At 54.3% G+C, this 24,044-nt stretch carries 22 protein-coding genes and 2 tRNA genes; 8 read left to right on the top strand and 16 right to left on the bottom strand.

The features are described from left to right. Window positions 1-38 precede the first annotated feature (38 nt). Window positions 39-179, bottom strand: a complete 141-nt coding sequence (locus tag OGW13_RS21070; protein ID WP_090050030.1) for a hypothetical protein — start codon at window positions 177-179, stop codon at window positions 39-41. 83 nt (window positions 180-262) lie between these two features. Beyond that, complete coding sequence (locus OGW13_RS21065; RefSeq protein ID WP_287116442.1) at window positions 263-1,873, bottom strand: FAD-NAD(P)-binding protein; 1,611 nt, start codon at window positions 1,871-1,873, stop codon at window positions 263-265. Between the two features lie 166 nt (window positions 1,874-2,039). On the opposite strand from OGW13_RS21065, the gene OGW13_RS21060 reads away from it, so the two are divergent. Further along, window positions 2,040-2,837: an MBL fold metallo-hydrolase gene (locus OGW13_RS21060; protein WP_043000819.1), complete on the top strand. Its 798-nt coding sequence runs from the start codon at window positions 2,040-2,042 to the stop codon at window positions 2,835-2,837. Window positions 2,838-2,873: 36 nt separating this feature from the next. Here the strand turns inward: OGW13_RS21060 and OGW13_RS21055 are convergent, their stop codons facing one another. From OGW13_RS21055 to mdtK, 4 genes are all read right to left on the bottom strand, one after another. Then, window positions 2,874-3,179 (bottom strand): monooxygenase, encoded by a 306-nt coding sequence (locus OGW13_RS21055; RefSeq protein ID WP_043000818.1) that lies wholly within the window; start codon window positions 3,177-3,179, stop codon window positions 2,874-2,876. A gap of 353 nt (window positions 3,180-3,532) precedes the next feature. Then, window positions 3,533-3,609, bottom strand: a tRNA-Val gene (locus OGW13_RS21050). 4 nt (window positions 3,610-3,613) lie between these two features. Beyond that, a tRNA-Val gene (locus tag OGW13_RS21045) sits at window positions 3,614-3,690 on the bottom strand. Between the two features lie 151 nt (window positions 3,691-3,841). Continuing rightward, on the bottom strand, window positions 3,842-5,215 hold the full coding sequence (gene mdtK, locus OGW13_RS21040; protein ID WP_043001940.1) for a multidrug efflux MATE transporter MdtK: 1,374 nt from the start codon (window positions 5,213-5,215) through the stop codon (window positions 3,842-3,844). Window positions 5,216-5,434: 219 nt separating this feature from the next. Between mdtK and OGW13_RS21035 the strand changes: the two genes are divergently transcribed. Next, the gene (locus tag OGW13_RS21035) at window positions 5,435-6,076 is read left to right on the top strand and encodes a riboflavin synthase (protein WP_043000817.1); all 642 of its coding nucleotides are present in this window, start codon (window positions 5,435-5,437) and stop codon (window positions 6,074-6,076) included. A 41-nt stretch (window positions 6,077-6,117) separates the two neighbouring features. On the opposite strand, the gene cfa is transcribed toward OGW13_RS21035, so the two are convergent. Together cfa and punC are read right to left on the bottom strand one after the other, a co-directional pair. Continuing rightward, the gene (cfa, locus tag OGW13_RS21030; RefSeq protein WP_287116441.1) at window positions 6,118-7,266 is read right to left on the bottom strand and encodes a cyclopropane fatty acyl phospholipid synthase; all 1,149 of its coding nucleotides are present in this window, start codon (window positions 7,264-7,266) and stop codon (window positions 6,118-6,120) included. Window positions 7,267-7,558: 292 nt separating this feature from the next. Next, window positions 7,559-8,764, bottom strand: a complete 1,206-nt coding sequence (punC, locus tag OGW13_RS21025) for a purine nucleoside transporter PunC (protein WP_043000815.1) — start codon at window positions 8,762-8,764, stop codon at window positions 7,559-7,561. A gap of 111 nt (window positions 8,765-8,875) precedes the next feature. On the opposite strand from punC, the gene punR reads away from it, so the two are divergent. Next, the gene (gene punR, locus OGW13_RS21020; protein ID WP_043000814.1) at window positions 8,876-9,808 is read left to right on the top strand and encodes a DNA-binding transcriptional activator PunR; all 933 of its coding nucleotides are present in this window, start codon (window positions 8,876-8,878) and stop codon (window positions 9,806-9,808) included. Here punR and purR read toward each other — a convergent pair. After that, window positions 9,805-10,830, bottom strand: a complete 1,026-nt coding sequence (gene purR / locus OGW13_RS21015; RefSeq protein WP_044265381.1) for an HTH-type transcriptional repressor PurR — start codon at window positions 10,828-10,830, stop codon at window positions 9,805-9,807. The two genes, punR and purR, sit on opposite strands and share 4 nt — an antisense overlap. A gap of 293 nt (window positions 10,831-11,123) precedes the next feature. Between purR and cydH the strand changes: the two genes are divergently transcribed. Further along, window positions 11,124-11,213 (top strand): cytochrome bd-I oxidase subunit CydH, encoded by a 90-nt coding sequence (cydH, locus tag OGW13_RS21010; RefSeq protein WP_086512609.1) that lies wholly within the window; start codon window positions 11,124-11,126, stop codon window positions 11,211-11,213. A 167-nt stretch (window positions 11,214-11,380) separates the two neighbouring features. After that, entirely contained in the window at window positions 11,381-12,547 is a 1,167-nt protein-coding gene (locus OGW13_RS21005) for an MFS transporter (protein ID WP_287116440.1), read from the top strand. 46 nt (window positions 12,548-12,593) lie between these two features. Here OGW13_RS21005 and sodB read toward each other — a convergent pair whose 3' ends face one another. Then, window positions 12,594-13,175 carry a superoxide dismutase [Fe] gene (gene sodB / locus OGW13_RS21000; RefSeq protein WP_043000811.1) on the bottom strand — a complete coding sequence of 194 codons (582 nt, stop codon included), beginning with the start codon at window positions 13,173-13,175 and terminating at the stop codon, window positions 12,594-12,596. A gap of 126 nt (window positions 13,176-13,301) precedes the next feature. Beyond that, on the bottom strand, window positions 13,302-14,135 hold the full coding sequence (locus OGW13_RS20995; RefSeq protein ID WP_043000810.1) for a C40 family peptidase: 834 nt from the start codon (window positions 14,133-14,135) through the stop codon (window positions 13,302-13,304). A 335-nt stretch (window positions 14,136-14,470) separates the two neighbouring features. Between OGW13_RS20995 and grxD the strand changes: the two genes are divergently transcribed. After that, on the top strand, window positions 14,471-14,818 hold the full coding sequence (gene grxD / locus OGW13_RS20990; protein ID WP_042319226.1) for a monothiol glutaredoxin 4: 348 nt from the start codon (window positions 14,471-14,473) through the stop codon (window positions 14,816-14,818). A 65-nt stretch (window positions 14,819-14,883) separates the two neighbouring features. Here the strand turns inward: grxD and OGW13_RS20985 are convergent, their stop codons facing one another. The 5 genes from OGW13_RS20985 to OGW13_RS20965 form a co-directional block, all read right to left on the bottom strand. Next, entirely contained in the window at window positions 14,884-19,557 is a 4,674-nt protein-coding gene (locus tag OGW13_RS20985) for an ATP-dependent helicase (RefSeq protein ID WP_287116439.1), read from the bottom strand. 146 nt (window positions 19,558-19,703) lie between these two features. Continuing rightward, window positions 19,704-20,351, bottom strand: coding sequence for a ribonuclease T (gene rnt / locus OGW13_RS20980; protein WP_043000808.1), 648 nt, complete (start codon window positions 20,349-20,351; stop codon window positions 19,704-19,706). Between the two features lie 104 nt (window positions 20,352-20,455). Then, on the bottom strand, window positions 20,456-20,863 hold the full coding sequence (gloA, locus tag OGW13_RS20975) for a lactoylglutathione lyase (RefSeq protein ID WP_043000807.1): 408 nt from the start codon (window positions 20,861-20,863) through the stop codon (window positions 20,456-20,458). A gap of 98 nt (window positions 20,864-20,961) precedes the next feature. Next, a complete protein-coding gene (locus OGW13_RS20970; protein WP_044265372.1) occupies window positions 20,962-22,059 on the bottom strand; it encodes an alkene reductase in 1,098 nt (365 codons plus the stop codon). Between the two features lie 57 nt (window positions 22,060-22,116). Beyond that, window positions 22,117-22,716: a TetR/AcrR family transcriptional regulator gene (locus tag OGW13_RS20965; protein ID WP_061070166.1), complete on the bottom strand. Its 600-nt coding sequence runs from the start codon at window positions 22,714-22,716 to the stop codon at window positions 22,117-22,119. A gap of 101 nt (window positions 22,717-22,817) precedes the next feature. Here OGW13_RS20965 and OGW13_RS20960 point away from each other — a divergent pair, with 101 nt between their 5' ends. Together OGW13_RS20960 and OGW13_RS20955 are read left to right on the top strand one after the other, a co-directional pair. Further along, window positions 22,818-23,057 (top strand): DUF1289 domain-containing protein, encoded by a 240-nt coding sequence (locus tag OGW13_RS20960; RefSeq protein ID WP_043000804.1) that lies wholly within the window; start codon window positions 22,818-22,820, stop codon window positions 23,055-23,057. Between the two features lie 49 nt (window positions 23,058-23,106). Then, window positions 23,107-24,003 (top strand): aldo/keto reductase, encoded by an 897-nt coding sequence (locus tag OGW13_RS20955; RefSeq protein WP_043000803.1) that lies wholly within the window; start codon window positions 23,107-23,109, stop codon window positions 24,001-24,003. The last annotated feature ends 41 nt before the right edge of the window (window positions 24,004-24,044 follow it).

Below are 24,044 nucleotides of genomic sequence, written 5' to 3'. Positions count from 1 at the left end.
GAACTACCGCGCAGAACTGCGCGGTAGGCTGAAACAAATCAGATTTTGCAGGCGTCGCCGCAGTCATCATCGGCAATCACCGATTCTGCTTTTTTGTCCGCATCGTCCAGACGTTCAGCGTTACGTTCCTGCGCCTCTTCCAGTCCGTTAAAGACCAGATTATCGAGATCAATTTCCATTATTCACCTTTCTTCGCTCGTTTTTGACTTCCGACAAGTATAGAGCAAATAGGAATCTGGATGCATCCACAATGCGTGCGGCGTTAGCGATCGTAAATCGATAAACGTCTGCGCAGGCGGGAAGCCGGTTTTGATACTGCCCTGGCCATCGCGTTGCCAATTTCCTGGCAGGCGACGAGTCCCTGGATAAAGGGCCGATCGTGCATTAAATAGGGCAAGGCACCAAAGGCAATTCGTCCGCGAACGTTCTCTGGTGCCTGAAGCGTGTAATCATCGCCAACGTCCGGAATTGCATCTCCACACGACAGTAATTGCTGGCGTAATCGCGGGAACGGTAAGTCTTTGGTCTTCAGGGGTTTTTGGCCACGTGCATCGATGAATACGTCAAAGGACAGGCGATCGTTGTGCGTCGTAATCTCAGTGCGATCCGCTTTTATCTCCTTCCTGTAATCCTGTCCCAGCGTGAGAATGCGCAGAATACCGGCTGCGTGCAACGCCAGCATTCGGCGAACTGACTCTGAGGGGATCGCCGCATAATTATCAATAAATACGCGAGCGAGACCGATGTTAAATCGTTCACTATCCTGTTCATTCAGGTGCGTAACGATCTCCTGAACCTTTTCATGTAAACGCAGCAAGGTATAGCGCCAGGCAACGGTGTGTTTGTTACGCTTATTCTCGTCGACCTCTTTCAGATTTGCGGCCGCCCATTCGAACGGATCGCTGCGCGCTCTGTCGGCAAACACCGCGACGGGAAAGCTATCCGCATCCAGTGAGGAGAGCGACATTTGCCTGGCCCATTTGGGATCGGCTAAGGCGAGTTCTTGCTGCATCAGTCTAAAAACGCGATCGAGGAGTTCTGTTGAACCGGCAGCGATTTCGCGCTGAATAGCCTCATCGGTAACGTACTCCAGCGGTTCATAGGGTATAGGACAATAGAAGTCGGCTTCCGGCAAAATGCCGGAACGGGACATCAGCGTAATCTCCAGCGCTTCACTGCCTTTATTCAGTGTGAAATTGACCTGATGTTCCTCTGTTTCGTGAAAGGTTCCATGCTGTACCGCAACCGCCATTGCGGCATCCAGAGCGCTCAATGAGGTTCCAAGAATGCCCACTTTGGCGGCGGGCACGTCCGCGTCCATCAAGCCGGACCAGGGGCTGGGATAAAATGCGTGCGTGGATTCGTCATCGTCCGGCCAGACGTGTCCCGTGGCAATCACTGCTAAGTCGACATGCAGCGGCTCCGTGTGTTGATCGGTCCAGAGTTGTACGCCAGTGGACACAGCTGAGACATCCGTGACTTCACAGGATTCGTACAATCTCACCTTACATCCTCGATTTTCTGCGTGGTGGACGGCCTGCAAAAACTGCGCGCGAAAATAGTCGCCGAGCAGAATGCGTGGCAGAAACTGACGCTGGTGCAGCGTTTCTTTCTTAACGGCAAACTGTGCAAGGTACTGCGCTTCCTGGGTTTGCAACCACTCAAGCCAGGTGTCAAAAAGAGGTGGGACCTCAATACTGGCAATATTTGCCAACATCATTGGACTATTATCAGAATGGGTGTAAGGCATACCAATTCCTGCCCGGTTTCCGCGTTCAAAAACGACGATCTCCAGTGGCTGCTCCTCTTTTAGTAATGAGAAAAAGGTATAGACGCCTGTGGGGCCAGCTCCGATAATCGCGATTTTTTTCATACTCCTGTCCGTCCTGTTATTTTTATTTTGCCGCTGGGATTGCGGTTACATCATGTCAGTGTAGTTGAGGAAGGCCCGGATGTTTCGGTCTGGAATCGCTTACGTGCCTGACGAGCGGTGTCCTCTGCCATACTTAACGGTGTTTATTGTGAGGAAAGGAGTGACGATGATAACGCTGTGTAAAGCCTGTGGCACCTCATACGATAACCACCACGGCAACGTTAAACGTTGTAAAATCTGCGACGATGAGCGGCAATATATCCCTGTATCCGGGCAGGCCTGGATGGACTTTGATGAGCTCATCGCCAGCCATACCAATAAGTGGCAGCAGCATACGCCGCAACTTTTCAGTCTGAAAACGGTTCCTTCCTTTGCCATAAACCAGCGGGCGTTTCTGCTCAGGACGCCGGTGGGAAATATCCTTTGGGATTGCGTTGCGAATCTGGATCCGGCAACCCGAACGCTCATCCGCGCTATGGGGGGATTGAGCGCCATCGCGATTTCGCATCCTCATTACTACACCACCATGCAGGACTGGGCGGAGGCGTTTGACGCTCCCGTCTGGCTCCACGCGGCTGACAGGGACTGGATCATGCGCGACAGCCCCTGGATTCGGCTATGGGAAGGGGAAGAACACAACGTGCTTCCTGGCGTCAGCTTATTGCGTCTGGGCGGCCATTTTGCGGGGGGAACGGTTCTGTATCTGGAGGAGGGGGAAGGGACGATCCTCGCCGGAGATATCTTGCAGGTCACTCCCGGTGCTGACGCGGTGTCGTTTATGTGGAGCTATCCGAACATGTTGCCGCTGTCATCGAAAACCGTCGGTGGGATCATCCAGCGGTTAAACACGGTGACGTTTTCCAGTCTGTACGGGGCATTTGAAGGGCAGAATATTACCCACAATGCCAGTCAAATCGTGCAACGCTCGGGGGAAAAATATCTCTCCAGCCTGGCGTCACGTTAAATCCGCAGAGGGGGAAAATCCCCCTCTGCGGCATTATTAACCCACTCTGGCGTTGTTGATTTTGCTCAACGGAATATTCACGTCAAACACTTTCGCGATGACTTCGTCAACGCCAAGGTTTTTTAAACGCGCGGTATGTTTATCCAGATAAGCCAGCGCGGTCTCCTCGCTTTCGAAAAGATAGATCCCTCCCGCTTCCTTGTTTTGCTCACTCTCCGTCCACACCTTCCAGATAAATCCCGGCTCCTGGTTAATCGACTCCGCCAGACCACGCAGTTGCTCAGCCATTTCTGCGCCAAATGGGCCAGTAAAAGCGAAGTGAAGTTGTAACAATTTCGGCATATCCATTCTCCATTCAACGACGTAATGATCATTCACAGTGACAATGAACTGAACTCTTCTCCCTGACACTATGTCGGGGAGTGTACCAGAATCAGGGCGCGCAAACCCCATTCATGCTGCAGTGGAGGTCATGGCAAGCGAGGAGTGAAAGTAGTTAATAAGCTGCATCAATACAACACGGTTAATGGGAAGGTAAGCGAAGACTTCCCCCACACCCGCAAGTCAGGAATATGAATCAATGAATGGGTAATTTATTGATTTTTATTACGCGAAACTGAGTGATGAGAAATAATACCAGAGAAAAATAGGAGAGCAGGGAAAGAGAACAGGCACCCTATCACCAGGCGGTGAAATGGTGCGTCCGAGTGGACTCGAACCACCGACCCCCACCATGTCAAGGTGGTGCTCTAACCAACTGAGCTACGGACGCAAAATGGTGCGTTCAATTGGACTCGAACCAACGACCCCCACCATGTCAAGGTGGTGCTCTAACCAACTGAGCTATGAACGCAACGTTGTGTGTGACAACGGGGACGAATATTAGCGGCAGAGCCGGGAGGTGGCAAGAGGGAAATGGTAATTTTCTTCCGGATTTCACTCGATTGCGGAGGAAGTGCGCAAAATGTCGAGAGAATAGCCGCCAGCTGGCGGCTATCGTCGTTTTATCGCGCAGCGCGCTGCAGAATCACCGTAGAAGGCAGACGTTGCAGGAAGCGCATTCGCAGCATCATCATAACCGCCGCCGACGTCAGGCCGATGATAAAGCCCATCCAGAATCCAGCCGGCCCCATCCTGTCCACCACCAGGTCGGTCAGGGCAAGAATATAACCGCTCGGTAATCCCAACACCCAGTAGGCGGTAAAGGTGATAAAGAAAATCGAACGCGTATCTTTGTAACCACGCAGGATCCCGCTGCCGATGACCTGGATGGAGTCCGAAATCTGATAAACCGCCGCCAGCAGCATCAGTTGCGCCGCCAGCGTCACCACTTCAGGATTGTCGTTATAGAGCAGGGCGATGTGCTCACGCAGCGTCACGGTAAAGATAGCCGTCAGACACGCCATGCAGACGCCAACGCCTAAACCAGTACGCGCGGCGGTTTGCGCATCCAGCGTTGAACCTTGTCCGAGACGATAGCCCACGCGAATAGTGACCGCCGCCGCCAGTGACATCGGCAAAACAAACATCAGCGAACTGAAGTTCAGGGCGATCTGGTGACCAGCGACATCGACAATGCCCAGCGGCGAAACCAGGAGCGCCACCACGGCGAACAATGTGACTTCAAAGAACAGTGCCAGCGCAATCGGCAGACCCAGTTGCACCAGACGCTTCATCACTACGTTATCCGGCTTGCTGAAACGCTGTTCATTGCGGATATCGCGCATTGAACGCGCATGTTTCACGTACCAGAGCATGGCGCTAAACATCACCCAATAGACCGCCGCAGTCGCCACACCGCAGCCGACACCGCCGAGTTCCGGCATGCCGAAGTGACCATAGATAAAGATATAGTTCACCGGGATGTTGACCAGCAGGCCAAGAAAACCCATCACCATGCCGGGTTTGGTTTTCGCCAGACCTTCGCACTGGTTACGCGCAACCTGGAAGAACAGATAGCCCGGTGCGCCCCATAACAATGCACGAAGGTAACCGACGGCTTTATCCGCCAGGGCCGGATCGATGTTATGCATAGAGCGGATGATATAACCGGCGTTCCACAGCACAATCATAATCAGCAGTGAGACGAAACCCGCTAGCCAGAAGCCCTGACGCACCTGATGCGCAATGCGATCGCGGCGTCCGGAACCATTGAGCTGAGCAATCACCGGAGTCAGCGCCAGCAGCAACCCGTGGCCGAACAGAATGGCGGGCAGCCAGATGGAGGTGCCAATGGCGACGGCCGCCATGTCGGTGGCGCTGTAACCACCCGCCATCACGGTATCGACGAACCCCATTGCGGTTTGGGCGATTTGCGCAAGAATCACCGGTATTGCCAGAGCCAATAACTGACGCGCTTCACTGATATACTTCTGCACGTGTACACCTATCATTTTGTTTTTATTTGAGAGACTAAAAAAGCCGCCACGGGTGGCAGCAAGAAGAAGATGTAAGGGGAAATTTCAGTCTATTGTAGCGATGAATGCTAATTTCACCAGTGAAAAAAACAGGCCAAGGGGCACTTCACTGGCAACCTGATTTTCCAACTGCTATTGTGGCAGGCAGAAATGGCTTAACTGAATTCAGGAGTTGCAGGTATGTTTACAGGTATTGTGCAGGGCACCGCAAAACTGGTGTCGATCGATGAAAAACCCAATTTTCGCACCCATGTAGTGGAATTACCTGAATACATGCTGGACGCGCTGGAAACGGGCGCATCGGTGGCGCATAACGGCTGTTGCCTGACCGTCACAGAAATTAACGGCAATCGCATTAGTTTTGATTTGATGAAAGAAACGCTGCGGATCACCAATCTGGGCGATCTGAAGGTGGGCGACCTGCTTAACGTCGAGCGTGCGGCAAAATTCAGCGATGAGATTGGCGGGCATCTGATGTCCGGTCACATCATGACCACCGCGGAAGTGTCAAAGATTTTAACCTCCGAAAACAACCGTCAGATCTGGTTCAAAGTCCAGGATCCGACGCTAATGAAATACATCTTGTACAAAGGTTTTATCGGGATTGATGGGATCAGCCTGACCGTCGGAGAAGTCACCGCGACGCGTTTTTGCGTGCATCTTATTCCGGAAACCCTGGAACGCACGACGCTGGGTAAGAAAAAACTGGGCGCGCGCGTCAATATCGAAATCGATCCGCAAACGCAGGCGGTGGTGGATACGGTAGAACGCGTGTTGGCTGCGCGTGAAGCGGCGGTAACGAAAACCGCCAGCGAAGCGTAAAACCCTCCAGCCCCCGCAAGACGGCGGGGGCATAAGAAAGTTTAGCGGGCTACGCGCAGGCCGTCTTCAACGCCGCGCGAGAATACCACCTGCCAGAGCTGAATATCGCGGGCGCGAAACGCGCCGGCACAGGCGTTGAGGTAGTAGCTGAACATCCGTTTAAAACGCTCGGAATAGTTCTCGGCAATTTCAGGCCAGGCAGCGAGAAAACGCTCGTACCATGCCATCAGCGTCTTGTCGTAATCCGCGCCGAAGTTATGCCAGTCTTCCATCACAAAGTGCGATTCACTGGCGTTGGCTATCTGACGTACTGACGGGAGGCAACCATTCGGGAAGATATACTTGTTGATCCACGGGTCGACATTATTGTCGGTTTTCTTCGAACCGATGGTATGTAATAAGAACAGCCCTTCAGGTTTCAGATTGCGATCAACCACGTCAAAATAGGTCGCGTAATTTTTAGGGCCGACGTGCTCAAACATGCCTACCGAGACAATGCGGTCAAACTGATCGTGCAAATCACGATAATCCTGCAACAGAATCGACACATCCAGCCCGGCACAGCGGGCCTGAGCCATTGTCTGCTGCTCGGCTGAAATCGTCACGCCAACCACACTGACGCCGTAATGCGTCGCCATATAGTGCGATAACCCCCCCCAGCCGCAGCCAATATCCAGCACACGCATACCGGGTTGCAGTTGCAATTTCTCGCAGATTAACCGCAGTTTGGCCTGCTGCGCCGCCTCCAGAGTATCCGCGTCTTTCCAGTACGCGCAGGAATACTGCATAAAAGGGTCGAGCATACGGCTGAACAGATCGTTGCCGAGATCGTAATGTTCTCTACCGACGATCCACGCTCGTTTTTTACTTTGCAGATTGAACAGGCGAGCGGCCGCAATGCGGAGGGTATCTTTGAAATGGTGGGGAAGTTGGTTTTCCAGTCCTGCTCGCAGAACTTTGCTAAAAAACTGGTCCAGCCGATCGCATTCCCACCAGCCATCCATGTAACTCTCACCCAGACCGAGCGACCCCTCTTGTAAAACGCGTTTGAAAAAATCGGGGTTTTTAACGCGTATATCTGCTGGTGAAGAGCCGTTGATGGCAATGCCCGCGCGGCTTAATAATTCGTTAGTGATACGGTACCAGTCGTCATCCGGTACGCTGACTTCTTCTATACACGATGAACTCATAGTTTCTCCATCACTGGTCGGTGATCAGAACCTTAAAACAGCGTAGACGCTTTTTGGGCTTAGTGAGAAATCTCACGGAAACATTCCGCGAGTCTATTATCCGACGTAGAACAGAGGAAGGGAGGACCCCTTGCCGAAAAGGCCATCCATGGGGAACCGGGAACGCTCCGGTTCCCGTTAACACATAATAATTATCGTAATTTTTAACAACCGAAATTTAGTATAGGCCTCAAAAAACGATGATACAACCAAAAATTGTTAGCCGACTAATTAACGGTGATTATGAGTGATATCAATGGGATTCGCTGTGGGCAATCCCGCAATTATCATGCTGCGCACAGTCGTTAGAAGGCTGCAGTTGCATCTTATAGCCCAGTCCAGCCAGTACCACCGTAGACAACATCACGCTGGTCGTGGTCAACAGCGGTGTGCTGATAAGCCAGGAAACGACCAGGCTTGCCAGGAAGCACAGACCCAACTGCAGGGTATTTTGCAGGGCTGCGGCACGACCCGTCGCCTGCGGGAATGGACGCAGCGCCTGGGCAACCACAATCGGGTAAATAGCCCCGTTGGCAATCGCCATTATGCAGAAGGGGATCAGGATCTCTGCAAGCGTGATGTGATGGATAAAACTTGCCGCCCAGGTTGCCACCACGCTCAGCGCATAGATAACCAGCAGCCAGGGCAGGAGCTGTTGTCCCTGCCATTTTTGCAACGCGGCGCGACAGCCATAGCCGCCAATCAGAAAAGCAATGGTCTGCGGTACGTAGCTCAGCCCAATCACCGCCGGGCTGTAGCCCATTTCACTCAAAATAAACGGGGAACCGGTCAACCACGCAAAGAAGCTGGCAGAACAGGCGGCGTAAATCAGGACGTTGCCGCGGTACGCTTTCGCACGCAGCAGGGTGGTGAACGTCAGTTTGTCCTTGCTGTCATCGCGAGCCCGGGTGGTGGGCTTTAAAAACAGGGCGGGCAGCATCAGCAGCAGCGTGATGAAAAACAGCGTGGCAAAGATCGCCTGCCAGGAAAGATGGGTCAGAATCCAACTGCCTAATAACGGAGCCAGTGCAGGAGACAGCCCGACCAGCGGCATGATGGTCGCGAAAATGCGGTTAATTTTATGCGAAGGATAGTAATCGGTAACCAGCGCCTGCCAGATGACGGTCGCCGCGCAGACTCCCACGGCCTGAATAAAACGCAGTACTAACAGGCCCGTTGCGCTCTCCACCCACAGCATACCCAGGCTACCGAGGGCGAAGACAGACAGACCCAGCAGCAGGATCGGTTTACGGCCATAACGGTCAGAGAGGGGTCCCCACAGCAGTTGGGCGACGGCAAAGCCTGCTAAAAACAGACTCAGGCTGGCGCTGACGGCAGAGGCCGGTGTTTGCAGGTCAGATTGAATGGCGGCAAAAGCGGGCAAATACATGTCGGTTGCCAGAAAACCCAACACGCTGAGCCCTGCCAGCCAGACTAAAAACCCTTTTCCTGGTTGCATAGTTGTTCTCTAATTTTGATTAATCACACTGGCGCAGAGTGTAGGGAGTGAATTTGGGCTTGTGAAACGGTAATATTTGTTTATTGCATTCAAAAATTTTGTAGGCAGATTATGTGGTCAGAATATGCGCTGGAAGTGGTCGATGCCGTGGCACGCAATGGGAGCTTCAGTTCCGCGGCCCAGGAGTTGCACCGGGTGCCTTCAGCGGTCAGCTATACGGTTCGCCAACTGGAAGAGTGGCTGGCCGTCCCGCTTTTTGAACGTCGCCATCGTGATGTGGTGTTAACCCCGGCGGGCGCCTGGTTTTTGAAAGAAGGCCGCTCTGTCATCAAAAAAATGCAGATCACGCGTCAACAGTGTCAGCAGATCGCTAACGGCTGGCGTGGGCAACTCCCCATTGCGGTGGACAATATCGTGCGCCCGGAACGCACGCGGCAATTGATCGTCGATTTCTACCGCCACTTTGATGACGTGGAATTACTGGTCTTCCAGGAGGTGTTTAATGGCGTCTGGGACGCGTTGTCAGATGGTCGGGTCGAACTCGCCATCGGGGCAACCCAGGCGATCCCGGTTGGCGGACGATACACTTTCCGCGATATGGGTAAGCTGAGCTGGTGTTGTGTCGTTGCCAGTACGCATCCGCTGGCCGCCATGAGCGGGCCGTTAAGCGATGACACGTTGCGCAACTGGCCGTCGCTGGTGCTGGAAGATACCTCCCGCACGCTGCCGAAACGCGTGACCTGGCTGCTGGACAATCAGAAGCGGGTGGTGGTGCCGGACTGGGATTCTTCCGCGACTTGTATCAGCGCCGGACTCTGTGTCGGCATGGTCCCGACACATTTCGCCAAGCCGTATCTCAACAAGGGGCAGTGGGTCGCGTTAAATCTGGAGAATCCTTTCCCGGATGCGGCCTGTTGCCTGACCTGGCAGCAGAATGATATGTCACCTGCGCTGATCTGGCTGCTGGATTATCTGGGAGACAGTGAAACGCTGAACAAAGAGTGGCTGCGGGAGCCCGATGAGACTCCCGCAGAAGAGGCTTAACGACGGTAGTCGCGGAACGGGCCATCCGCCACGGAGCGGCGCTCCACCAGGCGCGGGTGGACTTCAATAGACTGCGACTCTTCGCGTTTATTGACGATACGGTCCAGTAACATATTAAAGGCCGTCTCACCCAGTGAATCTTTCGGCTGGTGGATGGTGGTCAACGCTGGTGTAAAGAAGCGGGCGTTGCGCACGTTGTCGTAGCCTATCAGCGACACGTCCTGCGGGACGCGCAGACCCATCTCATCAGCGGCGCAAAGGGCGCCCATCGCCATGACATCGCCGCCACAGAAGACCGCCGTTGGGCGATGCGCCTGCGACAGAATTTGCTGCATGGCGCGGTAGCCGGATTCCGGCTCGAAGTCGCCTTGAACAATCCAGTTTTCAGGCACTTTAATCAGCGCTTCATCCATCGCTTTCATAAATCCGGCCAAACGGCCTGCGCCGGTGTTACGCTCCATCAGTCCTGGGATCACGCCAATTTCGCGATGTCCACGCTCGACGAGGTAACGGCCTGCCATGTAGCCGCCCTCGAAGGCGTTATCAATCACCGTATCAGTGAAGTCGGCTTTGGCTTCGCCCCAGTCCATCACCACCATTGGGATATGACGATATTCTTCCAGCATCGAGAGCAGGGGATCGGGGTATTCGGAACACATTACCAACAGGCCATCAACGCGTTTTTGCGCCATCATCGACAGATAGGCACGCTGCTTTTCCAGGTTGTTCCAGACGTTGCCGAGGATCAGGGTATAGCCCTTCTGGAAGCAGTTCTTCTCAACCGCTTCAATAATTTCAGCAAAATAGGGGGCTTCGCTGCTCGTCGCCAGCAAACCGATAGATTTGGTATGGTTAACTTTCAGGCTACGGGCAACCGCGCTGGGGGAATAGTGCAATTCTTTGATTGCCGCCCACACTGCATTGCGTGTTTCTTCAGCGACGAAACGCGTTTTGTTAATTACGTGTGACACGGTTGTAGTGGAAACGTTTGCGCGCTTCGCTACATCTTTAATTGTTGCCATTAAATCTCACTCCAGACCCAACCTGAACATTAAATTACGCCAAGTAAACGTTTGCCTTTACTCATCCTGTGCCCAACGTCAGGGCTGCGGCACGCCGGGAAACGACACGGAACGTCAGGAAGGGGTCAATGGCCGGTACGCTAATCAAGTAAGCGTCGAATTTTGTCTGATCTTTACGAAAAGGGGAAGTATTAAAAGCACATATCACTCTAAATCGTGGGAGATTTTTACACTCAAGTGTGTAAAAATGCGCTATATCACTTTTTGTGTGGGTATAAAAAGGAGAAAAGTTGATGAGCACCGATTTGAAATTTTCATTAGTGACCACGTTTATTGTCCTGGCTTTAATCGTTGCGGGCGGCCTGACGGCGGCACTGCACTGATCCCCTCGGGGGAGTTCCTGCTCCCTCGAACCTCCCGCCATATTGTTATTGAATCTGCAAAAGTCTTTTGTATTTTTGTTAACTTCTCTTTTTTTGTGATTGATGTCATGCTTTTGACTCTTTGTTAAGCATCGCGCCCTGTCGCGAAGAGCCGGAGTCATCACTGCATGAAAATCAATTATCCGTTACTGGCGCTGGCCATTGGTGCGTTTGGCATCGGTACCACCGAATTCTCGCCAATGGGTCTGCTGCCCGTCATCGCGCGTGGCGTTGATGTGTCTATTCCCGCGGCAGGTATGCTGATTAGTGCCTATGCGGTTGGCGTGATGGTCGGCGCGCCGTTGATGACGCTGTTGCTGTCACATCGCGGACGCCGTAATGCGCTCATTTTTCTGATGGCTATCTTTACGCTCGGTAACGTGCTCTCGGCGATTTCACCGGATTACACCACGCTGATGTTGTCACGTATTTTAACCAGCCTTAACCACGGCGCATTCTTCGGCATGGGCTCGGTGGTGGCGGCAAGCGTGGTGCCGAAGCACAAACAGGCGAGCGCCGTTGCGACCATGTTTATGGGGCTGACCATCGCCAATATCGGCGGTGTGCCGGCGGCGACCTGGCTGGGTGAAACCATCGGCTGGCGAATGTCGTTTATGGCGACAGCGGGGCTGGGGGTTATCTCGATGTTGAGTCTCTTCTTATCATTGCCAAAAGGCGGTGCCGGGGCGCGCCCGGAAGTGAAAAAAGAGCTGGCGGTGCTGATGCGTCCTCAGGTGCTCTCCGCGCTACTGACTACCGTACTAGGAGCGGGCGCCATGTTCACGCTCTATACCTATATTTCGCCTGTTCTGCAAAGCATCACCCATGCGACACCGGCCTTTGTGACCGGGATGCTGGTTCTGATCGGTGTGGGCTTCTCCATTGGCAACTACCTAGGAGGGAAACTGGCCGATCGCTCGGTTAACGGCACGCTGAAGGGCTTTTTGCTGCTGCTGATGGTAATTATGCTGGCGATCCCTTTCCTGGCGCAGAATGAACTGGGCGCGGCGGTCAGCATGGTGGTCTGGGGGGCGGCAACCTTTGCGGTCGTCCCTCCGTTACAAATGCGCGTCATGCGTGTGGCTCATGAAGCGCCGGGTCTCTCATCTTCCGTGAACATTGGCGCGTTTAACCTTGGAAATGCGCTGGGCGCTGCGGCTGGCGGGGCCGTCATTTCAGGCGGATTAGGCTACAGCTTTGTTCCTGTGATGGGGGCGATTGTGGCGGGTATGGCGCTGTTGCTGGTGTTTGTCTCGGCGAGAAAACAACCTGAACAGGTGTGCGTCGCCAGTTAACGGCAGGACAAAAACGCAGAAGGGATTCCCTTCTGCGTTATCTTTTTTACGCGGCGAAGTTCTTCGCTACAAACTCCCAGTTTACCAGCGCCCAGAAGTGTTCAAGGTAGCCAGGACGCGCATTGCGGTAGTCAATGTAGTACGCATGTTCCCATACGTCGACGGTCATCAACGGCGTGGCGTCGGTGGTCAACGGCGTGCCAGCGTTGGAGGTGGAAACGATAGCCAGCTTGCCCTCTTTTCCTTTAACCAGCCAGGTCCAGCCAGAGCCGAAGTTTTTGATCGCCGCGTCGGTAAATTGCGCTTTGAACTCGGCAAAGCTGCCGAAAGAGGCGGTAATCGCGTCAGCCAGTTCGCCGGTTGGCTCGCCACCAGCATTCGGTGCCAGGCAGTTCCAGTAGAACGTGTGGTTCCAGACCTGAGCAGCGTTATTGAACACGCCGCCTTCCGAACTGCGTACGATCTCTTCCAGTGATTTCCCTTCAAAGGCGGTGCCTTTGATCAGGTTGTTCAGGTTGGTGACATAGGTCTGATGGTGTTTGCCATAGTGATATTCCAGCGTCTCGGCGGAAATGTGCGGCGCAAGCGCATCTTTGGCATACGGTAGTGCAGGTAATTCGAACGACATTGCTTCTCTCCTTATTATTAATAGTATTTCGCGCAATAACCTTATTGTGCGTAAGGATAGGGTAGCAAATTGAAAGGTGAGACAAAAGATGAACTTACCCTGTTGCGTTAACAACAGGGTAAAGTTTTAACGAATGGTTTTGGGTGTCATGACCCGGCGAGCGCCGACATAGTGGCGTTGCCAGTAATCTTCGCTGAGCGATGTGATCTGGATTTCCTGACCGCTGCGCGGTGACTGAATAAATTTGCCGTTGCCGACATAAACGCCGACGTGATCGGCAGTACCACGTCCCTGAGTGCGGAAGAACACCAGATCGCCATTTTTCAATTCCCCACGATCAATCGGTGCGGCATCACGCAGGTGATACATTTCATTTGCTGTGCGCGGAATACGGAATTTAACCAGATCTTTATAAGCGTAATAAACCAGACCGCTGCAATCGAAACCGGTGCGCGGAGACGTACCACCCCAGCGGTACGGCTTGCCAATCTGACTCATTAATTTGTTCATCGCCGTGCTGGTCGCTTTTTGCACTTTCACTTTATGGGCATCCGCAATCTTTCCTGACGCCGTGTTCTTCACTTTCACACACGTCGGCTTGTGTCCTTTACGCGGGGTGCACTTTTCACTCCAGCTGACAGCGGCTGTCTTTTTCGCTGCGACGGTTTTACTTTTGCGACTGGCTGTTTTGCTGGTTTTGGCAGAGGCGGTGATTTTTTTCTTAGAAGAAGAGGCGGTTTTCGTGCTGGTTTTGCTGGTCGTTTTCCTGGCGGTTTTTTGATTGGTTTTATTCGTTTTTTTTGCTGTTGCCGTACTTTTCTTTTTGTTGCTGGTTTTCTTACTATCCGTAAGACCAGCCGTATCCCTGGCTTGCTTGGACGCATGTGCCATCGGCATAAAGGGAATCGTTGTAAATAGCAAAGCACAGAGCGTGAGGGAAAGTCGGTTTATCCGCGCCACTGAGCATTCCTCTGTTAAGGCAGGTCGCAATCATACCTGCGTGTGATTTACAAAACCTGATGATTCTAATCTATAGAAACGAATAAAGTTAATAGCTTTTATTGTTAAAAATACGGTTTCGCTATTGAGTGCAAAAAAAAACAGCAGCCAAAGCTAAATCTGCTTATTTAGCGCACACTTTCGACACAGGCACTGAGGAAACTATTATTGGGAATGCAACTTATGCGTTCAGACGATAAAATAGTAAAGCGTAATGAAAATGTTATTTTCCGATGTCGCTCTGAAACGCTACAATGTCAGTCGACTGCCGTAAAAGAAGTTAAGGAAGCAAGACAATGAGCACCACTATCGAAAAAATCCAGCGCCAGATCGCTGAAAACCCGATTCTCCTGTATATGAAAGGTTCTCCAAAACTGCCAAGCTGCGGCTTCTCCGCCCAGGCTGTGCAGGCACTTTCCGCCTGTGGTGAGCGTTTTGCCTATGTGGATATTCTGCAAAACCCGGATATTCGCGCAGAACTGCCAAAATATGCAAACTGGCCGACCTTCCCACAGCTGTGGGTTGACGGTGAACTGGTTGGCGGCTGCGACATTTTGATCGAAATGTACCAGCGCGGCGAACTGCAGCAGTTGATCAAAGAGACCGCTGCAAAATACAAATCTGAAGAATCAGACGCTGAGTAATCAGTAGACGGTTAAAGGGGAGCTTTTCCTGACTCAGGTTAAGCTCCTTTTCATTTCTGCGCTTCCTATCCCCAGTCCAGCCCCTGCGGCGAACTGGAAAACCCGACTTCCCGTAGCAGGGTAAAGAGAGGGGTTTGCCGTACCGGTTTATCGTTAACTTCCGACAGTGTGAAACGCAGTCGCGGTTCACGGCGTAAGGCTCTCGCCAGCGCCCTGAAAATCTCCGGCGAAGGCATTTCCTCATTTTCTGTCCAGATCATCATCTTTTTTCCTCCCTGAGCAAGGTACAGCCGCAACTGTCCAGCGGAAATCACGACAAACGCGCCGTTACGCCGGCCGGGGACCAGAGATGACGGATGCGTCGGCCACGGTAGTAGCGTTCCCCAGGGATTAGCGGGATCGTTCGCAGATAGCGCCACCGCCGTAAACGCCTGTTGTTCAGACGTCGACGACGTCAGATCGCGAAGACGATCGACAGTGTCCCGCTCGGCAAACTGCGCGCCGCCCATTCCCTCCACGAACCGCCCACGCAGAATTCGCCCAGAATCTTCCATGCTTCGGCACAGCGTCTGCATGGCGGGAAAGCCGCCAGGCACATTCTCGGCAATCACGGCCTGGCGACCAATTACGCCGTAGCGATCGAGCATATTCTCGGCACAGGCCAGCATCCTTTCAGTATCATTCAACGTCTCTCGCGGCAGCAGCGACCAGCGACCGGCCAGCGCAGGCGTGGTGTAAGAAACCGGTACAGCGATGGACGAGAGGCGCGGCGCGGCATAAGCCGGGCGTCCACGACGCATACGCGGCGAACGTCGTGACGGCTGGCGCGATGCGGCGACAGTACGCGTCAGGCCACGCAGCGGAGCCCAGATATCGGTCGTGATATACCCTTGCCAGACCAGACCCCAAAGTGCCTCATGCAGCGTGGCTGGCGTTAACCATTCGTCACCGCCAGCGTCTGCCGCACGCGTCTGAATCAACGCGCTAAGTTGCTGCGCAAACCATGCGCCACCACCAGAAAGAACGTCCAAAATTGCGCGCTGTAAGTCTGAAAGCGCCTCGCTGTCACCGGATGGCGGGGAAAGCGTTTCTGCCAGGTAATCCCGTAAATGCAGTACCACCCGTCCATCATCGTCGCCCAGTTTCTTTTGTCCTGACCAGATGACTTCACCTGTCGCCAGCAACTCATCGAGCATATCCGGTGAATAATCACGGACACGAGCAGGGAAAATCTGGCTTTCCCACAACGAGGCAGGCAGGCCGACTCCGGCCAGTTGTTCAATAACACGCGTGACGCCGTCACTTCCTTCCAGCGTACCCGTGGAGGAGGGCGGTAGGCGCGCAGGGCTGCCGTCGGCGGATGAAATAAGTCCCTGACGCTCCAGCAACAGTCGGGTGTAGCTCGTTGCCGGAACCGGACGGGTTGCCTCTCTTGCCGCATGCAGCGAGCGGATGCGAAGACGATGAAATACGTCCTCATTCACCCACGTTGACGCTTCGTCAGGCGTGGAAGAAGTACTGGCACGCAACGGAATGAGGACACCCTCATCGCGCAATTGACGCAGTTGATCGCCGGCGACGGCTACCCCCAACCCGAACGTCTGCGCAATCTGGGTGCGAGTAAACAACGTGTGGGTACGGCTGAAGCGCAGGAAAAGATCGCGCAGCGGCGCGTTCACCGGATGCAGCCACGCCGGTGAAATCGTCGCAGGCAGGCGAATACCCAGCGCGTCACGAAGTCTGGCTGCATCGTCCGTGCAGGCCATCTGCGCCGTGTCCGCGATAACGACCGGGAAAATACGTTTTTCAGCGGACAACTCATCAAGCCATGTCCTGATGTCAGCGAGCGTTCCTTCGTGTCTGGCGGCAATTTCGTCGACGCTCATTGGTCCCAGTTCGCGCAGTAAATCGTAAACGCCTTCCATCCCCTGGGCTTTCCTGCCCGCCGCCCGCCGCTGAAGTTCATCTTCAACCTGGCGGATAATTTCCGGGTCAAGCAACTCCAGTGGATCGCCCTGGCCTAACAGGTTGCCCAGCAGCTCGCTGTCCAGCGCCAGTACCGAAGCCCGACGTTCCGCCAGCGGCGCGTCGGTGGCGTACATAAATTCCGCGACGTAGCCGAAGAGTAGATCGGTGGCGAAGGGTGAGGGGGTTGGCGTGGTCACTTCAGAAATCTGGATCTCGCCGGTGTTCAACCGGCGTATGACCTGCTCAAGTGCGTCGAGATCGTAAACGTCCTGCAGGCACTCACGAGCCGTTTCCAGAATAATGGGGAAATCAGGATAGCCCGCCGCGATTTCCAGAAGCTGACTGGCGCGCAGGCGTTGCTGCCAGAGCGGCGAACGACGCCCTGGCGTGCGGCCCGGCATCAGCAGGGCGCGGGCGGCGCATTCTCTGAAGCGGGCAGCAAACAGTGCCGTACTGCTGACGGCCTCCCGGACAATGCGCAGCAGTTTTTCCGGTTCAAACAGGAAAATAGCGGCATCGGGCAGTTTCCCGTCGCTGTCCGGTATGCGCGCGACAATCCCATCATCACTGGCAACAATCGACGCGTCAGCCCCCCACTGCGCATGGAGGCGTCCGGCAATCGCCAGCGCCCAGGGCGCGTGTACCCGACGACCATAAGGGGAATGCAGAATAACCCGCCAGTCACCCATTTCATCGCGACAGCGCTCAAGCACCAGATGACGACTCCAGGGGAGCACGCCCGTAGCATTTTTTTGATCGTCAATTAACCCTTTGATATTCGACAGAACATTGTCATCGCGCAGTCGGGGTGAGAGCCGGCGTTCTGCGTTGTCATCGGACATCGTATGGATAAAATCACCAATGCGTTCTCCCAGTTCCGCCGGGCGCCCGACGCCTTCGCCGCGCCAGAACGGCAGTCTGGCCGAGCGTCCGGGCGCGGGGACAACGATAACCTGATCGCGGGTGATTTGTTGAATTCGCCACGAGGTAGCACCCAGCGTGATGATGTCGTTGACGCGTGATTCGTACACCATTTCTTCATCCAGTTCGCCTACGCGACGCGATCCGGCTTGTTCATCCCCTTCGGGAAGCAGCACGCTGAACATGCCGCGGTCCGGAATGGTACCGCCGCTGGTTACCGCCAGAAGCTGCGCGCCAGGACGGGCCGTTAATAACCCGGTTTCGCGGTTCCAGATTATGCGCGGTCGGAAGACGGCAAAATCGCCGGAGGGATAGCGCCCTGCCAGCATATCCAGCGTGGCGTCAAATGCGCTTCTCGGCAAATCCTGCCACGGTGAAGCCCGGCGGACGAGGGCATACCAGTCATCAACATTGAGTGGATCCATTGATACGGCAGCAACGGTTTGCTGCGCCAGAATATCTAGCGGGTTGCGTGGCGGCGTCAGCGTTTCCAGTTGTCCGGCGTACATACACTCGACGATGACGGCAGAGTCAATCAGATCCCGACGGGTTCTGGGGTAGAACAGCCCCTTTGATACCCCACCGACCTGGTGACTGGCGCGCCCGATGCGCTGCAGGCCGCTGGCGACAGAAAGGGGCGTCGCCACCTGAATCACCAGATCAACCGCCCCCATGTCGATCCCCAGTTCCAGACTGGAGGTCGCCACCACGCAGCGAAGTTCGCCGGATTTCAGCGCATGTTCGGTGACGGCACGCTGTTCTTTGGACACCGAACCATGATGCGAACGGGCAATGTATTCTGCGGCGTCCTGCGCCCGGTTACTGGTGGACCCGGTTAGCGAGTCAAAGTGCACCGGCTCTGCCTGCGGTTGGGGCAACGCTTGTTGTCGCGAAAGATACAGTTCATTCAGGCGGGCCGTCAGCTTTTCCGCCAGCCCACGCGAGTTGGTGAAAACAATGGTGGAACGATGGCTAAGGATTTGATCGAGAATACCGGCTTCAATGCGCGGCCAGATGGAACCTTCTCGCCCCTTGTGAATGGCCTCGCCGCTGTCGCTATTGTCCGCTAAGACATCATCAAGATTGGCGGCTGGAGCGACGATGTGGATATCCGGGTGACGGGTAGAAGGCGGATTGATAACGGTAACCGGACGATCGCCGCCCAGAAAAGCGGCAACGGCTGTAACCGAACGCACGGTCGCCGACAAACCAATGCGCTGCGCCGACGTTGCCAGAAGCGTATCCAGACGTTCGAGACTCAGCGCAAGATGCGCGCCGCGTTTTGTGCCAGCTACCGCATGTACTTCATCGACGATCACCGTTTCAACGCCGCGCAGCGTCTCTCTGGCGCGGGAGGTGAGCATCAGATAAAGCGACTCCGGCGTGGTGATCAGAATATCGGGCGGATGACGACTCAGCTTCGCACGCTCCTGAGGCGACGTATCGCCGGTGCGGATCCCAACCCGAATAGCCACCTCTGGCGCGCCGGATTTCTTCCGTTCTTCGCTAATCCCCAGCAGGGGAATTTGCAGGTTGCGCTGGACATCCGTACCCAGGGCTTTTATCGGGGAAATATAGAGGATTCGGGTGACTTTCTTTTCTTTGTCAGAGGAGGTGGTGGCGTGCGCTGCCTCGCCTTCACGAAACAGGCTATCCAGGGCATAGAGAAACGCGGCAAGGGTTTTCCCCGAACCGGTCGGGGCGATCACCAGCGCGTGCTGATTTGCGGCGGTCACGGCCCACGTTTGCGACTGCACCGGCGTGGGATGCTGAAATGCCGAGGTAAACCAGTCGCGGGTTGCCGGTGAGAAAATATCCGGCAGCGGAGGCGGCGCATTTTTTGCTGACATGTTCCCTGTCCCTTTAGCGATGTTGGCGAATCAAGACCTTTTAACAGAATAGCGGGAAATGCGCAGGGTGTATTGATACTGGTCAAATATACAGTATAGGTGGAAGGGGGAGCGGCCTGATAAACAGCGTTATCAGGCCCTTTGAATCAGGCTTCTTCAGGTAGCGGTAACGGCCAACCGCCCAGACGCTTCCAACGGTTGACTATCTCGCAAAACAGCACGGCGGTGCGCTCGGTATCGTACAGCGCTGAGTGCGCCTGGGTACCGTCAAACTCCATGCCAGCCGCCAGACACGCTTTGGAGAGCACCGTTTGTCCCAGAGCCAGTCCGCTCAGGGCGGCAGTATCAAACGTCACGAACGGATGGAACGGGTTGCGTTTGAGCGACGCACGCTCAGCGGCAGCCATCATAAAGCTATGATCGAACGTTGCATTATGGGCGACCATAATGGCGCGACTGCAACCGCTGTCTTTAATTCCTTTGCGGACCATTTTGAAAATGGCGTGCAGGGCGTCATATTCACTCACCGCGCCACGCAGCGGGTTGGATGGATCGATACCGTTAAACGCCAGTGCTTCAGGCTGCAAATTTGCGCCTTCAAACGGTTCTACGTGGAATTGCAGCGTGCTGTCCGGCATCAGCCAGCCTTGTTCATCCATTTTCAGCGTGATGGCAGCTATTTCAAGCAGCGCATCGGTTCTGGCGTTAAATCCGGCCGTTTCAACATCAATGACGACAGGATAGAAACCACGAAAACGGTCGCACAGACCGGTAAGTTGAGCGTTATCGGACATCAGGGTCTCTTAGTACGGAAAAAATTGCAGCGCGCATTATGCCAAAAAAAGCGGAGTGATGCAGTAAAACAACGGGCGCAGAAAGCCACTGCGCCCGGCAGGAATCAGTTACCGAGACCTTTCCCGGCGTCCTTCTCTTCGATCAGCTCGATTTTGTAACCGTCCGGATCTTCAACAAAAGCGATCACGGTCGTGCCGCCTTTAACCGGACCAGCTTCACGAGTGACGTTACCGCCATTCTGACGAATGCGCTCACAGGCTTCAGCCGCGTTATCGACGCTCAGGGCGATATGACCATAAGCCGTACCCAGCTCGTATTTGTCAACGCCCCAGTTATAGGTCAGTTCAATCACCGCTTCGTCACTTTCTTCGCCGTAACCGACAAATGCCAGTGAGTATTTGTATTCAGTGTTTTCACTGGTGCGCAGCAGCTTCATGCCCAGAACTTTAGTGTAAAAATCAATAGAACGTTGCAGATCGCCAACGCGCAGCATCGTATGAAGTAAACGCATGTTTTGTCCCCTTAAAAAATGGTCAATACATTCAAAATGTTGTTTTAGTATAGCGGCGTTTTTACGCCGCTATCAATGAAGGAATGCGATGGAGGGAATCAGAGCGTCGGGTAATCGGTGTAGCCTTCCGCACCGCCGCCGTAGAAACTTTCACTGCGTTGCGGGTTGAGTTCAGCTTTACGTTGCAGACGCGCCACCAGATCCGGGTTAGCGATGTAATCACGACCAAACGCGACAGCATCGATCAGACCCTTCTCAATTAAGGTCTCTGCTTTTTCACGCGTATAGGCGCCGGCACCGATAATCGGACCGTGGAAACGAGCGCGTACTTTTTCGCGGAACGCGTCGGTATACGGCTTGCCGCCAGCCCAGTCTGGTTCAGACATGTGCAGATAGGCGATGCCGCGTTTACCGAGTTCTTCAATCAGATACAGCGCATCGGCTTCTTCGTTCGGACCATTGTCGACATTCTGGAAGGTGCCAACAGGCGAAACGCGAATCCCGATACGGTCCGCACCCCATTCTTTAATGCCCGCATCGACTACTTCCAGCACCAGGCGCGCGCGATTCTCCACGCTACCGCCGTACTGATCGGTACGATGGTTAGAAGAAGGGGAAAGGAACTGATGCAGCAGATAACCGTGCGCAGAGTGCAGTTCAACCAGATCGAAACCGGCTTCACGCGCATTGGCGATAGCCTGGCGGAAATCATTGACGATTCCCGGGATTTCATCGGTTTCCAGCGCGCGTGGCATAGAGGTATCCACTCGGATAGCCTGACCATTTTCATCACGCAGGGAAGTACGGGTCCCGGCGCTGATAGCGGATGCGGATACCGGCGGCTGTCCACCCGGTTGCAGGCTGGCGTGAGAAATACGGCCTGTGTGCCATAACTGAACGGCGATGTGGCCGTTTTCAGCATGAACACCGGCGGTGATTTTCTTCCATGCGGCGATCTGCTCATCACTGTGCAGGCCCGGCGCGCCGGCATAACCCTTCGCCTGTGCGGAAATCTGCGTCGCTTCGCTGATGATCAGACCCGCGCTGGCGCGTTGGCGATAATACTCGGCCATTAACGGAGTCGGGATGTCGCCTGGCTCAATGCTACGCAGACGCGTCAGCGGGGCCATGAAAATACGGTTTGGTGCGGTGATCGCGCCCACTTTCAGTGGGGTAAACAGTTTATCTGATGACATAATGTTTTCCGTTATGAATAGACCGGTCGTCTAGTAAGCAGTTAAATAAAACGCCTGTTAAGCACCAGGCGTTGCGATAATATTTTTCACGTGTGCCAGCGCGTTTTCCAGCGGGGTGGCACTGCGAGAAATTTTGGCCTGCAGATTCGCTCCCAGCCACAGCGCATAAAGGATTTGCGCCTGCTGCAGTGGTTCTCCTGCAAACGTCAAACAATGACTATCACGTCCTTTTTCCAGCGCCTGAGCCAGGATGACCATAATTTTCCCGGCCCCCTGGTCCATTGCGGTGCGCATATCTTCCGACAGGTCGCACACTTCGGCGGAGAGTTTAACCGTCAGGCAGCCGCTGATGATTCCTTGCTGGCAAAACTGATTCAGGGTTTCCTGATAATAAGCCAGAATGCGATCGCGGTAATTGCCTGGACCCGTGTCAAAATGCACCGTCAGCCGCTGATGATAACCGGCAAAATGCCGTTCCAGCATTGCGACGCCAAAGGCTTCTTTAGAGCGAAAGTAGTGATAAAACGATCCTTTCGGCACCCCGGCGGTTTTGAGCAACTCGCTCAGTCCCATACCGGTAAAGCCTCGCTGCATGCAAAGATGCTCACCGGTAGCCAGTAAGTGTTCGCGGGTATCGTACTCAGTTTGCTTGTTCATGGCAGGGAGTGTAATAGACCAGTCGGTCTAATGCAAGACAGGTTGCCAGAAATCGTGTTTACGTCTTCAATAGAGTGAAGACCTAATGAAGAGGAAAGGGCGTGGCAGAGCAGTTAGAGTTTTTTCCCGTTCAGAGCCCATGTCGGGGAATTTGCCAGTCAGATGAACGCGGTTTTTGCCGGGGGTGCCTGCGCAGTCGGGATGAGCGGTTCAACTGGCAAAAAATGAGCGACGCACAAAAACAAGATGTGCTGCGGTTATGCCGCCAGCGTCTGCTGCGTAAATTACGCGCAAATAAACCCGCCGCGCCAGAAGAACCTCAACAGCCTTCACTCTTTTAAGCCACTAATTGTATATACTCGCTGTAATTTACTTCACGAGGAAGCAGTTATGGTTCAGCGTATTACTCTTGCGCCACAAGGCCCGGAATTCTCCCGCTTTGTCATGGGATACTGGCGACTGATGGACTGGAATATGTCCCCCCGGGAGCTGGTGAGCTTTATTGAAGAGCACCTGGATTTAGGTGTCACGACCGTGGACCATGCGGATATTTACGGGGGTTATCTGTGCGAGGCCGCCTTTGGCGAAGCGCTGAAACTGGCTCCTCATTTGCGTGAGCGGATGCAGATCGTCACCAAATGCGGGATCGCCACCACCGCCCGTGCGGAAAACGCGCTCGGCCACTACATCACCGACCGCGATCATATTGTGAAAAGTGCGGAACAGTCGTTGATCAATCTGGCGACCGACCATCTGGATCTGCTGCTGATCCACCGCCCGGACCCGCTGATGGATGCCGATGAGGTCGCCGAAGCCTTCAAACATCTGCATCAGAGTGGAAAAGTGCGTCACTTCGGCGTCTCCAACTTCACCCCGGCGCAGTTTACGCTGCTGCAATCGCGCCTTCCGTTCACGCTGGCGACCAACCAGGTGGAGATCTCTCCGGTTCACCAACCGCTGCTGTTAGACGGCACCCTCGATCAGCTTCAGCAACTGCGTATTCGCCCAATGGCCTGGTCCTGCCTTGGTGGCGGACGTCTCTTTAATGACGATGCGTTCCAGCCGCTGCGTAACGAACTGGCGGTCATTGCGCAAGAACTGAATGCCTCTTCTATTGAGCAGGTGGTTTACGCCTGGATACTGCGTCTGCCGTCGCAGCCGCTGCCGATCATAGGCTCCGGAAAAATCGAGCGTGTACGTGCGGCAGTGAAAGCCGAGTCTCTGAAAATGAGTCGTCAGCAGTGGTTCCGTATCCGTAAAGCTGCACTGGGTTACGACGTCCCGTAAACGTAAAATCGAGGATCTCCGTTCAAAATCGCGTCACTGGT

This window comes from Citrobacter sp. Ca225 (genome assembly GCF_030337175.1).
GTDB lineage: Bacteria > Pseudomonadota > Gammaproteobacteria > Enterobacterales > Enterobacteriaceae > Citrobacter_A > Citrobacter_A amalonaticus.
This window is presented reverse-complemented; position numbering and strand designations above follow the sequence as displayed.

Excerpts from the sequence above, each read along its gene's own strand:
- OGW13_RS21070 (WP_090050030.1), bottom strand. The coding sequence starts at position 179 with ATGGAAATTGATCTCGATAATCTGGTCTTTAACGGACTGGAAGAGGCG.
- OGW13_RS21065 (WP_287116442.1), bottom strand. The coding sequence starts at position 1,873 with ATGAAAAAAATCGCGATTATCGGAGCTGGCCCCACAGGCGTCTATACC.
- OGW13_RS21060 (WP_043000819.1), top strand. The coding sequence starts at position 2,040 with ATGATAACGCTGTGTAAAGCCTGTGGCACCTCATACGATAACCACCAC.
- OGW13_RS21055 (WP_043000818.1), bottom strand. The coding sequence starts at position 3,179 with ATGCCGAAATTGTTACAACTTCACTTCGCTTTTACTGGCCCATTTGGC.
- OGW13_RS21035 (WP_043000817.1), top strand. The coding sequence starts at position 5,435 with ATGTTTACAGGTATTGTGCAGGGCACCGCAAAACTGGTGTCGATCGAT.
- cfa (WP_287116441.1), bottom strand. The coding sequence starts at position 7,266 with ATGAGTTCATCGTGTATAGAAGAAGTCAGCGTACCGGATGACGACTGG.
- punC (WP_043000815.1), bottom strand. The coding sequence starts at position 8,764 with ATGCAACCAGGAAAAGGGTTTTTAGTCTGGCTGGCAGGGCTCAGCGTG.
- punR (WP_043000814.1), top strand. The coding sequence starts at position 8,876 with ATGTGGTCAGAATATGCGCTGGAAGTGGTCGATGCCGTGGCACGCAAT.
- purR (WP_044265381.1), bottom strand. The coding sequence starts at position 10,830 with ATGGCAACAATTAAAGATGTAGCGAAGCGCGCAAACGTTTCCACTACA.
- cydH (WP_086512609.1), top strand. The coding sequence starts at position 11,124 with ATGAGCACCGATTTGAAATTTTCATTAGTGACCACGTTTATTGTCCTG.
- OGW13_RS21005 (WP_287116440.1), top strand. The coding sequence starts at position 11,381 with ATGAAAATCAATTATCCGTTACTGGCGCTGGCCATTGGTGCGTTTGGC.
- sodB (WP_043000811.1), bottom strand. The coding sequence starts at position 13,175 with ATGTCGTTCGAATTACCTGCACTACCGTATGCCAAAGATGCGCTTGCG.
- grxD (WP_042319226.1), top strand. The coding sequence starts at position 14,471 with ATGAGCACCACTATCGAAAAAATCCAGCGCCAGATCGCTGAAAACCCG.
- OGW13_RS20985 (WP_287116439.1), bottom strand. The coding sequence starts at position 19,557 with ATGTCAGCAAAAAATGCGCCGCCTCCGCTGCCGGATATTTTCTCACCG.
- rnt (WP_043000808.1), bottom strand. The coding sequence starts at position 20,351 with ATGTCCGATAACGCTCAACTTACCGGTCTGTGCGACCGTTTTCGTGGT.
- gloA (WP_043000807.1), bottom strand. The coding sequence starts at position 20,863 with ATGCGTTTACTTCATACGATGCTGCGCGTTGGCGATCTGCAACGTTCT.
- OGW13_RS20970 (WP_044265372.1), bottom strand. The coding sequence starts at position 22,059 with ATGTCATCAGATAAACTGTTTACCCCACTGAAAGTGGGCGCGATCACC.
- OGW13_RS20965 (WP_061070166.1), bottom strand. The coding sequence starts at position 22,716 with ATGAACAAGCAAACTGAGTACGATACCCGCGAACACTTACTGGCTACC.
- OGW13_RS20955 (WP_043000803.1), top strand. The coding sequence starts at position 23,107 with ATGGTTCAGCGTATTACTCTTGCGCCACAAGGCCCGGAATTCTCCCGC.